The organism is Serratia sp. AR11 (genome assembly GCF_056376275.1).
On the sequence record NZ_CM150739.1, the window covers coordinates 274,740 to 288,186 of the forward strand.

General features: G+C 50.2%; 11 protein-coding genes, 4 tRNA genes and 1 other RNA gene. 15 read left to right on the forward strand and 1 reads right to left on the reverse strand.

Annotated features, from left to right (window positions below):
• The first annotated feature begins 48 nt into the window (after nucleotides 1-48).
• Both murB and birA read left to right on the forward strand, forming a co-directional pair.
• The gene (gene murB / locus ACSOSI_RS01255) at nucleotides 49-1,086 is read left to right on the forward strand and encodes a UDP-N-acetylmuramate dehydrogenase (protein WP_476706428.1); all 1,038 of its coding nucleotides are present in this window, start codon (nucleotides 49-51) and stop codon (nucleotides 1,084-1,086) included.
• Nucleotides 1,083-2,045, forward strand: a complete 963-nt coding sequence (gene birA / locus ACSOSI_RS01260; protein WP_476706429.1) for a bifunctional biotin--[acetyl-CoA-carboxylase] ligase/biotin operon repressor BirA — start codon at nucleotides 1,083-1,085, stop codon at nucleotides 2,043-2,045. Before murB ends, birA begins: the two co-directional genes overlap by 4 nt.
• Nucleotides 2,046-2,092: 47 nt before the next feature.
• On the opposite strand, the gene coaA is transcribed toward birA, so the two are convergent.
• A complete protein-coding gene (coaA, locus tag ACSOSI_RS01265) occupies nucleotides 2,093-3,043 on the reverse strand; it encodes a type I pantothenate kinase (RefSeq protein ID WP_012004738.1) in 951 nt (316 codons plus the stop codon).
• 438 nt (nucleotides 3,044-3,481) lie between these two features.
• Here coaA and ACSOSI_RS01270 point away from each other — a divergent pair.
• The 13 genes from ACSOSI_RS01270 to rpoB all read left to right on the forward strand — a co-directional run bounded on the left by ACSOSI_RS01270 (nucleotide 3,482) and on the right by rpoB (nucleotide 13,429).
• A tRNA-Thr gene (locus ACSOSI_RS01270) sits at nucleotides 3,482-3,557 on the forward strand.
• Nucleotides 3,558-3,581: 24 nt separating this feature from the next.
• Nucleotides 3,582-3,666, forward strand: a tRNA-Tyr gene (locus tag ACSOSI_RS01275).
• A 46-nt stretch (nucleotides 3,667-3,712) separates the two neighbouring features.
• Nucleotides 3,713-3,828: non-coding RNA, RtT sRNA (locus tag ACSOSI_RS01280), on the forward strand.
• Between the two features lie 37 nt (nucleotides 3,829-3,865).
• Nucleotides 3,866-3,940, forward strand: a tRNA-Gly gene (locus tag ACSOSI_RS01285).
• A 6-nt stretch (nucleotides 3,941-3,946) separates the two neighbouring features.
• Nucleotides 3,947-4,022, forward strand: a tRNA-Thr gene (locus ACSOSI_RS01290).
• A 109-nt stretch (nucleotides 4,023-4,131) separates the two neighbouring features.
• A complete protein-coding gene (gene tuf, locus ACSOSI_RS01295) occupies nucleotides 4,132-5,316 on the forward strand; it encodes an elongation factor Tu (RefSeq protein ID WP_017891327.1) in 1,185 nt (394 codons plus the stop codon).
• Between the two features lie 257 nt (nucleotides 5,317-5,573).
• The gene (gene secE / locus ACSOSI_RS01300) at nucleotides 5,574-5,957 is read left to right on the forward strand and encodes a preprotein translocase subunit SecE (RefSeq protein WP_012004740.1); all 384 of its coding nucleotides are present in this window, start codon (nucleotides 5,574-5,576) and stop codon (nucleotides 5,955-5,957) included.
• A gap of 1 nt (nucleotide 5,958) precedes the next feature.
• Nucleotides 5,959-6,504, forward strand: coding sequence for a transcription termination/antitermination protein NusG (gene nusG / locus ACSOSI_RS01305; RefSeq protein ID WP_012004741.1), 546 nt, complete (start codon nucleotides 5,959-5,961; stop codon nucleotides 6,502-6,504).
• A gap of 158 nt (nucleotides 6,505-6,662) precedes the next feature.
• A complete protein-coding gene (rplK, locus tag ACSOSI_RS01310; RefSeq protein WP_006323135.1) occupies nucleotides 6,663-7,091 on the forward strand; it encodes a 50S ribosomal protein L11 in 429 nt (142 codons plus the stop codon).
• A 3-nt stretch (nucleotides 7,092-7,094) separates the two neighbouring features.
• A complete protein-coding gene (gene rplA / locus ACSOSI_RS01315; RefSeq protein ID WP_012004742.1) occupies nucleotides 7,095-7,799 on the forward strand; it encodes a 50S ribosomal protein L1 in 705 nt (234 codons plus the stop codon).
• Between the two features lie 342 nt (nucleotides 7,800-8,141).
• Nucleotides 8,142-8,639: a 50S ribosomal protein L10 gene (rplJ, locus tag ACSOSI_RS01320; RefSeq protein WP_004953935.1), complete on the forward strand. Its 498-nt coding sequence runs from the start codon at nucleotides 8,142-8,144 to the stop codon at nucleotides 8,637-8,639.
• Nucleotides 8,640-8,701: 62 nt separating this feature from the next.
• Nucleotides 8,702-9,067 (forward strand): 50S ribosomal protein L7/L12, encoded by a 366-nt coding sequence (rplL, locus tag ACSOSI_RS01325; RefSeq protein WP_012004743.1) that lies wholly within the window; start codon nucleotides 8,702-8,704, stop codon nucleotides 9,065-9,067.
• A gap of 333 nt (nucleotides 9,068-9,400) precedes the next feature.
• The gene (gene rpoB, locus ACSOSI_RS01330; protein WP_012004744.1) at nucleotides 9,401-13,429 is read left to right on the forward strand and encodes a DNA-directed RNA polymerase subunit beta; all 4,029 of its coding nucleotides are present in this window, start codon (nucleotides 9,401-9,403) and stop codon (nucleotides 13,427-13,429) included.
• Nucleotides 13,430-13,447: the final 18 nt, after the last annotated feature.

A 13,447-nucleotide genomic window follows, 5' to 3' on the forward strand; every position in this document is an offset into this window, starting at 1 on the left:
ATCGAGTAGACTAGGTGCAGGTTCATTTCCGTATAGGTATTTATCGTTATGTCTACTGAAAGCGCGTCATTAAAAAAACACAATACTTTTGCGCTCCCGGTCAACGCAGCGCATCTGGTCATTGCAGAAACAATCGAATTAATGATCAAGGTTTGGCAGAAAACACAGAAGCGTCAAGAGCCGCTACTGGTACTTGGAGAAGGGAGTAACGTCCTGTTTCTTGATGATTTTTCCGGTACGGTAATGATCAATCAATTAAAAGGTATCGACATCCGAGAAGAGAAAGATGCCTGGTTTCTTCACGTTAGCTCTGGTGAGAATTGGCATGGTTTGGTTTGTCGCACTCTGGAAATCGGCATTCCCGGGCTGGAAAACCTGGCGTTAATCCCCGGCCTGGTCGGCTCTGCACCTATTCAGAACATCGGTGCCTATGGTATCGAACTCAAGAGCGTATGTGACTACGTTGATCTATTGGATCTGACTACGGGTGCCATCGATCGCATTGCCGCATCTGACTGCGGCTTTGGCTACCGAGAAAGTATTTTTAAACATCATTTTCAGAAGGGGCATATCATTGTTGGTGTAGGCCTGCGCCTTAGCAAGCAATGGGAACCGATGCTGAATTATGGCGATCTGACAAAGCTGGATCCTGAAACGGTGACACCACGTCAGGTATTTGACTCTGTATGTGCAATGCGCCGCAGCAAATTGCCCGACCCTAAAGTGACGGGTAATGCAGGCAGCTTCTTCAAAAACCCACTGGTTGGTAGTGACAAAGCCGCCGCGTTGACCACCGAATATCCTGGCATACCGCATTACCCGCAGCAGGATGGTCAGGTGAAGCTGGCTGCAGGCTGGTTGATCGATCAGTGTGGGCTGAAAGGACACCAAATTGGCGGTGCGGCGGTACATAATCAACAGGCGCTTGTGCTGGTTAATACGGATAATGCCACCAGTCAGGACGTGGTGGCGCTGGCACGGCATGTACGTAATACCGTAGCGAAAAAATTCGACGTATGGCTTGAGCCGGAAGTTCGCTTTATCGGTACGGTCGGTGAGTTGAATGCCGTAGAGGTTCTTTCATGAAGGACACCAAAGTTCCCCTTAAGCTCATTTCTATACTGGCCGATGGCGATTTCCATTCTGGTGAGCATCTTGGCGAGTTGCTGGGCATGAGTCGTGCCGCTATTAATAAACATATCCAGACCATCCGGGAATGGGGTTTGGATGTGTTTACCGTGCCCGGAAAGGGCTATAGCCTACCGAGCCCGATCCAGTTACTGGATGTTGAATGTATTCTTGACCAACTGGTTGATAAACGTGTCACGGTGCTGCCGGTTGTGGACTCCACCAACCAATATTTGCTGGATCGTATTACCGAACTGCAATCTGGCGATGCCTGTGTTGTTGAGTACCAGCAGGCCGGTCGTGGCCGTCGCGGTCGTCAATGGATCTCACCATTTGGCGCCAATCTGTATCTCTCCATGTTTTGGCGTCTGGATCAGGGGCCTGCAGCCGCAATGGGGCTGAGTCTGGTGATTGGCATCGTGATGGCCGAGGTGCTCAAAGACCTTGGGGCACAAGATGTCAGGGTTAAATGGCCAAACGACTTATACCTTAACGATCGCAAGTTAGCTGGTATCTTGGTCGAATTAACAGGAAAAACCGGTGATGCGGCACAACTGGTCATTGGTGCCGGTATCAATTTGGCAATGCGTGAAACCAATGCCAATGCGATTAATCAAGGCTGGATAAACCTGCAGGAGGCGGGGATTAATATCGATCGTAATGAATTGGCCGCCACCTTACTCAATGAATTGCGCCAATCGCTGCGGCAATTTGAGATTGATGGTTTAGCGCCATTTATTGCGCGCTGGCGTGCTTTGGACAACTTTATCGATCGGCCGGTTAAACTATTAATTGGTGAACAACAAATTTTTGGTATAGCACGAGGCATTGATCAACAAGGGGCATTATTGCTCGATCAGGACGGTGTGATTAAACCGTTCATTGGCGGGGAAATCTCTCTGCGCAGCGCCGAGTAATTATCATTAAATATAAGGGGGCCGGTAAGCCCCTGCTTATTATTAAATTACTTTCTTAAACGTACGTTTTCAACCGCGTGATTAGCACTCTTCGTCATGATCAGACTGGCGCGTTCGCGGGTGGGTAAGATATTTTCTTGTAAATTCAATCCATTAATCTCATTCCATAGTTGAGATGCTATATTGATAGCTTCTGGTTCAGGTAACTTGGAATAGTTATGGAAATAAGAGTCAGGATTGGAAAATGCACCCTGACGGAACTTAAGAAATCTATTGATATACCAGGATTGCAGCAGTTCTTCAGGTGCGTCGACATATATTGAAAAATCAACAAAGTCAGAAACAAATACACGATGCGGATCGTGAGGGTAATCCATCCCGCTCTGTAATACGTTTAGCCCTTCAAGAATAAGAATATCCGGCTGCTCGATGACTTTATTCCCTTCGGGAACAACATCGTAAATCAGATGGGAATAGACCGGAGCGGTCACGCGCTTAGCGCCTGATTTCACTTCAGAAACAAATTTCACCAGGCTGTGCATATCATAAGACTGTGGGAAGCCTTTTTTCTTCATCAGCCCGCGTTCGTTCAACACCTTATTCGGATGCAGGAAACCGTCGGTGGTGATCAACTCAACGCTACGATGTTCCGGCCAACTGCTAAGCAATGCCTGTAGCAAACGTGCCGTGGTACTTTTACCTACGGCAACGCTGCCGGCAATGCCGATCACGTAGGGGATTTTTTGTCCATCGGTACCGAGAAATTGCTCAAGTACGGCCTGACGGCGCAGGTTCGAACTGATATAGAAGTTCAACAATCGGGATAGCGGCAGATAAATCTGTGCTACCTCTTCCAAAGAGAGATCTTCGTTAATCCCTTTCAGTTTAACAATCTCTTCTTCTGACAGTGTCAGCGGCACCGAATCCCGTAACGCAGCCCACTGGGTACGATCGAACTGAAGATAGGGCGTCGCTAAAGATTGATCTCTTTTTATCATAAGCCAAATTCTGCCTGTTAACGCAGGTTGGGAAAGGCGCCGGACGCCAACTCCAGATAATAATCAAGCTGCATATTATAGACAGCTTCGTTTTTGACGTAGACTTTTTTCGCAAAAGTTGGCGATTAGTATGAGTTTATCTCAATTGTGCGAAGCGGCGCGCAGTAGGCGGAAGTCGCTTTCGGCGTATTTTTACTTCAATTCACAGCTTGCCGAATGGGGTGAAACTGCTGTTTAGGTAAAATATGTGGGCGACACTGGCAAAAGAACAATTACAGTGTAGGGAGTGCTGACTGTGATTGATGAATTTTTGCACGCCTTACAGTGTGAATTGCCAGGTAGTGGGCAAAATTGGGCGATTTGTGAGCGAAAGTGCAGTTAACGCAATTTTTTTGTTGCATAGCCCGTCCGGTCTACCTAGAATGCGCTGCACTTGATGCCGGCTTAGCTCAGTTGGTAGAGCAACTGACTTGTAATCAGTAGGTCACCAGTTCGATTCCGGTAGCCGGCACCAATCAAGTCACAATAGTTAAAATCTGGTGGGGTTCCCGAGCGGCCAAAGGGAGCAGACTGTAAATCTGCCGTCACAGACTTCGAAGGTTCGAATCCTTCCCCCACCACCATATCTTGCCTTCGGCAGTTAACTGGCCAGCGATAAACTCGCAACGGTTAAATTGCGGAAGGGGAAGGCGAAAGTCTTCAGCAAGGTTCGAGTTGTGCAGCGCATCGCGCAGCCGGCCCGAAGGGTGAGAGTTAAGCGACGAACAATCCTTCTCCCACCTAAAAATTCTACAGAAAAGTCAGGTAGCCGAGTTCCAGGATGCGGGCATCGTATAATGGCTATTACCTCAGCCTTCCAAGCTGATGATGTGGGTTCGATTCCCACTGCCCGCTCCAAGATGTGCTGATATAGCTCAGTTGGTAGAGCGCACCCTTGGTAAGGGTGAGGTCGGCAGTTCGAATCTGCCTATCAGCACCACTTCTTATAATCTCGCCCCCTGATTTTCTTTCTGTTCTGGATTCAACAGGCAAATGCTTGGTTGATGTGGTGATACCACCGATTTATCCGTGTCTTAGAGGGACAATCGATGTCTAAAGAAAAGTTTGAACGTACAAAACCGCACGTTAACGTCGGTACTATCGGCCACGTTGACCACGGTAAAACTACCCTGACTGCAGCAATCACCACCGTTCTGGCTAAAACCTACGGCGGTTCTGCACGTGCTTTCGACCAGATCGATAACGCGCCAGAAGAAAAAGCTCGTGGTATCACCATCAACACTTCTCACGTTGAATATGACACCCCGACTCGTCACTACGCGCACGTTGACTGCCCAGGGCACGCCGACTACGTTAAAAACATGATCACCGGTGCTGCTCAGATGGACGGCGCTATCCTGGTTGTTGCTGCGACTGACGGCCCTATGCCTCAGACCCGTGAGCACATCCTGCTGGGTCGTCAGGTTGGCGTTCCTTACATCATCGTATTCATGAACAAATGCGACATGGTTGATGATGAAGAGCTGCTGGAACTGGTAGAAATGGAAGTTCGTGAACTTCTGTCTGCTTATGACTTCCCTGGTGATGACCTGCCGGTTGTTCGTGGTTCAGCGCTGAAAGCACTGGAAGGCGAAGCTGAGTGGGAAGCTAAAATCATCGAGCTGGCTGGTTACCTGGATTCTTACATCCCAGAACCAGAGCGTGCTATCGACAAGCCGTTCCTGCTGCCAATCGAAGACGTATTCTCCATCTCCGGTCGTGGTACTGTTGTTACCGGTCGTGTAGAGCGCGGTATCGTTAAAGTTGGCGAAGAAGTTGAAATCGTTGGTATCAAAGACACCGTTAAGTCTACCTGTACTGGCGTTGAAATGTTCCGCAAACTGCTGGACGAAGGCCGTGCTGGTGAGAACGTTGGTGTTCTGCTGCGTGGTATCAAGCGTGAAGACATCGAACGTGGTCAGGTACTGGCTAAACCAGGTTCTATCAAGCCGCACACTCAGTTCGATTCAGAAGTGTACATCCTGAGCAAAGATGAAGGTGGTCGTCATACTCCATTCTTCAAAGGCTACCGTCCACAGTTCTACTTCCGTACCACTGACGTGACCGGTACCATCGAACTGCCAGAAGGCGTTGAGATGGTAATGCCTGGTGACAACGTGAACATGAAAGTCACCTTGATCCACCCAATCGCGATGGACGACGGTCTGCGTTTCGCAATCCGTGAAGGCGGCCGTACTGTTGGCGCTGGTGTTGTTGCCAAAGTTATCGCTTAATCGCTGATAACGTTTGACGCGACACGCGGTAAAAGGGCATCATTTGATGCCCTTTTTCTACGCTGTGAACTAGAACCTATCTCATCAGCGATTTTGCAGTCATAATCATTGGTGAGATGGGCTCTTAAAGCGTATTGACTGAAATACGTCATAGCGTAAAACACCGAAATGCTGCCGAGCAGCATCTGATCGGTTTGGTTTGCCTTGCAGTGCGAGGCAAAGTTGTCTGTTCTGAATTCATTGTGACAGGTTGGTTTATGAGTGCGAATACCGAGGCTCAAGGGAGCGGGCGCGGCCTGGAAACGGCTAAATGGCTTATCGTCGCTGTTCTGTTGGTTGTAGCGATTGTCGGTAACTATTTCTACCGTGATTTCAGCCTGCCATTACGCGCGCTGGCCGTTGTAGTGGTTATCGCTGTTGCAGGCGCTGTGGCGCTGATGACGACCAAAGGCAAAGCCACCGTTGCGTTTGCACGCGAAGCGCGTACTGAAGTACGTAAAGTGATCTGGCCAACTCGTCAGGAAACGCTACATACCACGTTGATCGTTGCCGCGGTAACTGCCGTGATGTCACTGATTCTGTGGGGGCTGGATGGTATTCTGGTCCGTCTGGTATCGTTTATTACTGGCCTGAGGTTCTAAAATGTCTGAAGCTCCAAAAAAACGTTGGTACGTCGTTCAGGCGTTTTCCGGTTTTGAAGGTCGCGTAGCGCAATCGCTGCGTGAATACATCAAACTGCATGATATGGAAGAACTGTTCGGCGAAGTCATGGTTCCTACGGAAGAAGTTGTTGAAATCCGTGGCGGCCAACGTCGTAAAAGTGAACGTAAATTCTTCCCTGGCTATGTACTGGTTCAGATGGTGATGAACGATGCCAGCTGGCACTTGGTACGCAGCGTTCCACGCGTAATGGGTTTCATCGGCGGGACTTCTGACCGTCCGGCGCCGATTAGCGACAAAGAAGTCGATGCGATTATGAACCGCCTGCAGCAGGTTGGTGATAAGCCGCGTCCGAAAACGCTGTTCGAACCGGGTGAATTGGTCCGCGTTAGCGATGGTCCGTTCGCTGACTTCAACGGTGTTGTTGAAGAAGTGGATTACGAGAAGAGTCGCCTGAAAGTTTCCGTTTCCATCTTTGGCCGTGCAACGCCGGTGGAACTGGACTTCGCTCAGGTTGAGAAGGGCTGATCAATTAATCAGCAATAAGTGGCTTTTGCCGCTTGTCAGAGGCGCGAAATTGAACTATAATTTCGCGCCTTTTGTTTTTATAGGCCTTGCTCTTTAGAGTGAGGTGATACACGGGGAGCCTTTTGCGAGGCGTTATTACCCAAACCGAGGAATTGTAAATGGCCAAGAAAGTACAAGCCTACGTTAAGCTGCAAGTTGCAGCCGGTATGGCGAACCCAAGTCCGCCAGTTGGTCCAGCTCTGGGTCAGCAAGGTGTTAACATCATGGAATTCTGTAAGGCGTTCAATGCTAAGACTGACAGCGTTGAGAAAGGTCTGCCGATTCCGGTTGTTATTACTGTTTATTCTGACCGTTCTTTCACTTTCGTTACCAAAACCCCGCCAGCAGCAGTTCTGCTGAAAAAAGCGGCTGGTATCAAGTCTGGTTCAGGCAAGCCGAACAAAGACAAAGTAGGTAAAGTGACAAGTGCTCAGGTACGTGAAATCGCAGAAACCAAAGCTGCGGACATGACTGGTTCCAACGTTGAAGCGATGACTCGCTCCATCGAAGGTACTGCTCGTTCCATGGGCCTGGTAGTGGAGGATTAAGAAATGGCTAAGCTGACCAAGCGCATGCGCGTGATCCGTGACAAAGTTGATGCTACTAAACAGTATGACATCACCGAAGCTGTTGCTCTGCTGAAAGAGCTGGCCACCGCTAAATTCGTAGAAAGCGTTGACGTTGCTGTTAACCTCGGCATCGACGCTCGTAAATCTGACCAAAACGTTCGTGGCGCTACCGTTCTGCCAAACGGCACCGGTCGTTCCGTTCGCGTTGCCGTATTTGCCCAGGGCCCTAACGCTGAAGCAGCTAAAGCTGCTGGCGCAGAGCTGGTAGGTATGGAAGATCTGGCAGACCAGATCAAGAAAGGCGAAATGAACTTCGACGTTGTTATTGCTTCTCCTGATGCAATGCGCGTTGTTGGTCAACTGGGCCAGATCCTGGGTCCACGTGGCCTGATGCCAAACCCGAAAGTGGGTACCGTTACTCCGAACGTTGCTGAAGCAGTGAAAAACGCTAAAGCAGGTCAGGTTCGTTATCGTAACGACAAAAACGGCATCATCCATACCACTATCGGTAAGGTTGATTTCGAGTCAGACAAGCTGAAAGAAAACCTGGAAGCTCTGCTGGTTGCGCTGAAAAAAGCAAAACCATCTCAGGCTAAAGGCGTGTACATCAAGAAAGTTAGCCTCTCCACCACCATGGGTGCTGGCGTTGCTATCGATCAAAGCGGCCTGACTGCTGTAGCGAACTAATCGCCCTGCGATTATCGCTTTGACTTGGGGCGAAGATTTGTCTAGAATCTTATGCCCCAAGGTTTTGCTATTGGCCATAGCCACAGCGAAACAAAGATTTTTCGGTTGGAGCCTGGCCTATCCAGGCCTCCGTCCAAGACCGCAGGTGTATCGAAAGGTACTTAATCCTTCCTGCGTAGACGGTGACAGAGCCTAAAGAAATTTTTTCTTTTTATAAAAGAATAGTCTTTGCTGGATTCTGCTCACCGTGTTTGAACGCTCTCACTGCGTGATTTATCACAAGGTGTTGAGTGATGTGAGTGCCGGGGATTTCCCCCGGCTAAATCCAGGAGCAAAGAGCTAATGGCATTAAATCTTCAAGACAAACAAGCGATTGTTGCTGAAGTCAACGAAGTAGCCAAAGGCGCGCTGTCTGCGGTTGTTGCGGATTCCCGTGGCGTTACCGTTGATAAAATGACTGAACTGCGTAAAGCAGGTCGTGAAGCTGGCGTTTACATGCGTGTTGTTCGTAACACCCTGATGCGTCGCGTAGTTGAAGGCACTCCATTCGAATGCCTGAAAGACACGTTCGTCGGTCCTACCTTGATTGCATTTTCTCATGAACACCCGGGCGCTGCTGCTCGTCTGTTCAAAGATTTCGCGAAAGCGAATGCAAAGTTCGAGATTAAAGCTGCGGCCTTTGAAGGTGAGATGATCCCTGCGGCACAAATTGACCGCTTGGCAACTCTGCCTACTTACGATGAAGCAATCGCACGCCTGATGGCAACCATGAAAGAAGCCGCTGCCGGCAAATTGGTTCGCACTCTGGCTGCACTGCGCGATCAGAAAGAAGCGGCATAAGCCCTTTTTCTTATCCGTTGCTTACGTATTTAAACTATTTCTGAATTTTAGGAACATTTGTTATGTCTATCACTAAAGACCAAATTATCGAAGGCGTTGCAGCTCTGTCTGTAATGGAAATCGTTGAACTGATCGCCGCTATGGAAGAGAAGTTCGGTGTTTCTGCTGCTGCTGTAGCTGCAGGTCCTGCTGCTGCTGCTGAAGCTGTTGAAGAAAAAACTGAATTCGACGTTGTACTGAAAGGTATCGGCGCGAACAAAGTTGCAGTAATCAAAGCAGTACGTGGCGCAACTGGCCTGGGTCTGAAAGAAGCTAAAGACCTGGTTGAGTCTGCACCAGCAGCACTGAAAGAAGGCATCAGCAAAGACGACGCTGAAGCACTGAAAAAAGCTCTGGAAGAAGCTGGCGCTGAAGTTGAAGTTAAATAAGCCACTGCTTTCTGAGTGCAGTCTGTTTTAACTAACAGACTGATGGCTGGTGACTTTTTGGTCACCAGCCTTTTTGCGCTGTAGGGCGTCAGTAGAGTTTCACACTGTTTGGCTACTGGCTAACCCCAATATTTCTTTCTATCGACGACTTAATATATTGCCTTCCCTGCCGCAGCAAAATCTGCCGCACAACGCAACGAAATGATTTAAGCGTGATAGAAACGAGTATTGCGGAGAGTGTTCCCGCTTTCCGGTCGACAAAATGGTGTTGCGTGAACCGTCCTATATCCGGACGGACAATAGGTTCGACTTTCCAGCGAGCTGAGGAACCCTATGGTTTACTCCTATACCGAGAAAAAACGTATTCGTAAGGATTTTGGTAAGCGTCCACAAGTTTTGGACATACCATATCTCCTTTCTATCCAGCTTGATTCGTTCCAGAAGTTTATCGAGCAAGATCCAGAAGGGCAGCACGGCCTAGAAGCCGCCTTCCGTTCTGTTTTCCCTATCCAGAGCTACAGTGGCAATTCGGAGCTGCAATACGTTAGCTACCGTCTTGGTGAGCCGGTCTTCGACGTCAAAGAGTGCCAGATCCGTGGTGTGACGTTCTCTGCACCGCTGCGCGTAAAACTGCGCCTGGTAATCTATGAGCGCGAAGCTCCGGAAGGTACGGTCAAAGACATCAAGGAACAAGAAGTCTATATGGGCGAAATTCCGCTCATGACCGAAAACGGCACCTTTGTGATCAACGGTACTGAGAGGGTTATCGTATCTCAGCTTCACCGTAGTCCTGGCGTATTCTTTGACAGCGATAAGGGTAAAACCCACTCTTCGGGTAAAGTGCTGTATAACGCACGTATCATCCCTTACCGCGGTTCATGGCTGGATTTCGAGTTTGACCCGAAAGACAACCTGTTTGTGCGTATTGACCGTCGCCGTAAATTGCCTGCGACCATCATTCTGCGTGCATTGAACTACACCACTGAGCAGATCCTTGACCTGTTCTTTGCGAAAGTAGTTTACGAGATCCGTGATAACAAGCTGCAGATGGAGCTGGTTCCAGAACGTCTGCGTGGTGAGACTGCTTCGTTTGATATCGAAGCCAACGGCAAGATCTACATTGAGAAAGGCCGTCGTATCACCGCTCGTCATATCCGTCAGCTCGAAAAAGACGAAATTCAGAGTATTGAAGTACCGGTTGAGTACATCGCGGGCAAAGTGGTCGCGAAGGACTATATCGATACCAATACCGGTGAGCTTATCTGCGCAGCCAACATGGAGCTGTCGCTGGATCTGCTGGCCAAACTGAGCCAGTCAGGCCACAAGCGTATCGAAACGCTGTTCACCAACGATCTGGACCACGGTGCGTACATCTCTGAGACTGTACGTGTCGATCCAACCAGCGATCGTTTGAGCGCACTGGTAGAAATCTACCGCATGATGCGTCCTGGTGAGCCGCCAACGCGCGAAGCTGCTGAAAACCTGTTTGAGAACTTGTTCTTCTCTGAAGACCGCTACGATCTGTCTGCGGTTGGTCGTATGAAGTTCAACCGTTCTCTGCTGCGTGACGAGATCGAAGGTTCGGGCATCCTGAGCAAAGACGACATCATCGAAGTGATGAAGAAGCTCATCGGTATCCGTAACGGTAAAGGCGAAGTGGACGATATCGACCACTTGGGCAACCGTCGTATCCGTTCCGTCGGCGAAATGGCTGAGAACCAGTTCCGTGTAGGTCTGGTGCGTGTTGAGCGTGCGGTTAAAGAACGTCTGTCCCTGGGCGATCTGGACACCCTGATGCCACAGGACATGATCAACGCCAAGCCGATTTCGGCGGCGGTGAAAGAGTTCTTCGGCTCCAGCCAGCTGTCTCAGTTTATGGACCAGAACAACCCGTTGTCCGAGATTACGCACAAACGTCGTATCTCTGCATTGGGCCCAGGCGGTCTGACCCGTGAACGTGCCGGCTTTGAAGTTCGAGACGTACACCCGACTCACTACGGTCGCGTGTGCCCAATCGAAACGCCGGAAGGTCCAAACATCGGTCTGATCAACTCCTTGTCCGTGTACGCACAGACCAACGAGTATGGCTTCCTGGAAACTCCGTACCGCCGCGTGCGTGACGGCCTGGTTACCGATGAAATCAACTATCTGTCTGCTATTGAAGAAGGCAACTTCGTTATCGCTCAGGCGAACTCCAACCTGGATGATGACGGCCGCTTCGTAGAAGACCTGGTCACCTGTCGTAGCAAAGGCGAATCAAGCCTGTTCAGCCGCGACCAGGTTGACTATATGGACGTATCAACCCAGCAGGTTGTCTCCGTTGGTGCTTCACTGATTCCATTCCTGGAACACGATGACGCCAACCGTGCATTGATGGGTGCGAACATGCAACGTCAGGCGGTTCCAACCTTGCGTGCTGACAAGCCGCTGGTAGGTACCGGTATGGAACGTGCTGTAGCTGTTGACTCCGGTGTTACTGCCGTAGCTCGACGTGGCGGTGTGATCCAGTACGTGGATGCTTCCCGTATCGTTATTAAAGTTAACGAAGACGAGATGCTCGCGGGCGAAGCAGGTATCGATATTTATAACCTGACCAAGTACACCCGTTCTAACCAGAACACCTGTATCAACCAGATGCCGTGTGTGAATCTGGGTGAGCCAATCGAGCGCGGCGACGTGCTGGCAGATGGCCCATCCACTGACCTGGGTGAACTGGCGCTGGGCCAGAACATGCGCGTGGCATTCATGCCATGGAACGGCTACAACTTCGAAGACTCCATCTTGGTGTCCGAGCGTGTCGTTCAGGAAGATCGCTTCACTACCATCCACATCCAGGAACTGGCATGTGTGTCTCGCGACACCAAGTTGGGGCCTGAAGAGATCACTGCCGACATCCCTAACGTGGGTGAAGCTGCGCTCTCCAAACTGGATGAGTCCGGTATCGTGTATATCGGTGCTGAAGTGACCGGTGGCGACATTCTGGTTGGTAAGGTAACACCAAAAGGTGAAACCCAGCTGACGCCAGAAGAGAAGCTGCTGCGTGCGATCTTCGGTGAGAAGGCGTCTGACGTTAAAGACTCCTCTCTGCGCGTACCAAACGGCGTTTCCGGTACGATTATCGACGTGCAGGTCTTTACCCGCGATGGCGTGGAAAAAGACAAGCGTGCGTTGGAAATCGAAGAGATGCAGCTGAAGCAGGCGAAAAAAGACCTGACTGAAGAACTGCAGATCCTGGAAGCTGGTCTGTTCGCACGTATCCATGCGGTGCTGGTTGCCGGCGGTGTTGAAGCTGAAAAGCTGAGCAAACTGCCACGCGATCGCTGGCTGGAACTGGGCCTGACCGACGAAGAAAAGCAAAACCAGCTGGAACAGTTGGCAGAGCAGTACGACGAGCTGAAATCCGATTTCGAGAAGAAGCTGGACGCCAAGCGTCGTAAGATCACCCAGGGCGATGATCTGGCACCAGGCGTGCTGAAAATCGTTAAGGTTTATCTGGCTGTTAAGCGTCAGATCCAACCGGGTGACAAGATGGCAGGCCGCCACGGTAACAAGGGTGTTATCTCCAAGATCAACCCGATCGAAGATATGCCTTACGATGAAAACGGCACGCCGGTTGACATCGTACTGAACCCGTTGGGCGTACCATCACGTATGAACATCGGTCAGATCCTGGAAACCCACTTGGGTATGGCTGCGAAAGGCATTGGTGAGAAGATCAACCAAATGCTGAAGCAGCATCAGGAAGTGGCCAAGCTGCGTGAGTTCATTCAGAAGGCTTACGATCTGGGCGACGATGTCTGCCAGAAAGTTGACCTGAACACCTTCACCGACGACGAAGTACTGCGTCTGGCAGAGAACCTGAAAAAAGGTATGCCAATCGCAACGCCGGTGTTTGATGGTGCGAAAGAGAGTGAAATCAAGCAATTGCTGGAAATGGGCGGGATCCCAACCTCGGGTCAGATTACGCTGTTCGATGGCCGTACCGGTGAGCAATTTGAGCGCCAGGTTACCGTTGGCTATATGTACATGCTGAAACTGAACCACTTGGTTGACGATAAAATGCACGCCCGTTCAACCGGTTCTTACAGCTTGGTTACTCAGCAGCCGCTGGGTGGTAAGGCGCAGTTCGGTGGTCAACGCTTCGGTGAGATGGAAGTGTGGGCACTGGAAGCATACGGCGCAGCTTATACCCTGCAGGAAATGCTCACCGTTAAGTCGGATGACGTTAACGGCCGTACCAAGATGTACAAAAACATCGTGGATGGCGATCACCGCATGGAACCAGGCATGCCGGAGTCCTTCAACGTACTGTTGAAAGAAATCCGCTCGCTCGGTATCAACATCGAACTGGAAGGCGAGTAATCGTTTTTCCGGCTCAGG

Coding starts and splice junctions, on each gene's coding strand:
- murB (WP_476706428.1), top strand. CDS start 49: ATGTCTACTGAAAGCGCGTCATTAAAAAAACACAATACTTTTGCGCTC.
- birA (WP_476706429.1), top strand. CDS start 1,083: ATGAAGGACACCAAAGTTCCCCTTAAGCTCATTTCTATACTGGCCGAT.
- coaA (WP_012004738.1), bottom strand. CDS start 3,043: ATGATAAAAAGAGATCAATCTTTAGCGACGCCCTATCTTCAGTTCGAT.
- tuf (WP_017891327.1), top strand. CDS start 4,132: ATGTCTAAAGAAAAGTTTGAACGTACAAAACCGCACGTTAACGTCGGT.
- secE (WP_012004740.1), top strand. CDS start 5,574: ATGAGTGCGAATACCGAGGCTCAAGGGAGCGGGCGCGGCCTGGAAACG.
- nusG (WP_012004741.1), top strand. CDS start 5,959: ATGTCTGAAGCTCCAAAAAAACGTTGGTACGTCGTTCAGGCGTTTTCC.
- rplK (WP_006323135.1), top strand. CDS start 6,663: ATGGCCAAGAAAGTACAAGCCTACGTTAAGCTGCAAGTTGCAGCCGGT.
- rplA (WP_012004742.1), top strand. CDS start 7,095: ATGGCTAAGCTGACCAAGCGCATGCGCGTGATCCGTGACAAAGTTGAT.
- rplJ (WP_004953935.1), top strand. CDS start 8,142: ATGGCATTAAATCTTCAAGACAAACAAGCGATTGTTGCTGAAGTCAAC.
- rplL (WP_012004743.1), top strand. CDS start 8,702: ATGTCTATCACTAAAGACCAAATTATCGAAGGCGTTGCAGCTCTGTCT.
- rpoB (WP_012004744.1), top strand. CDS start 9,401: ATGGTTTACTCCTATACCGAGAAAAAACGTATTCGTAAGGATTTTGGT.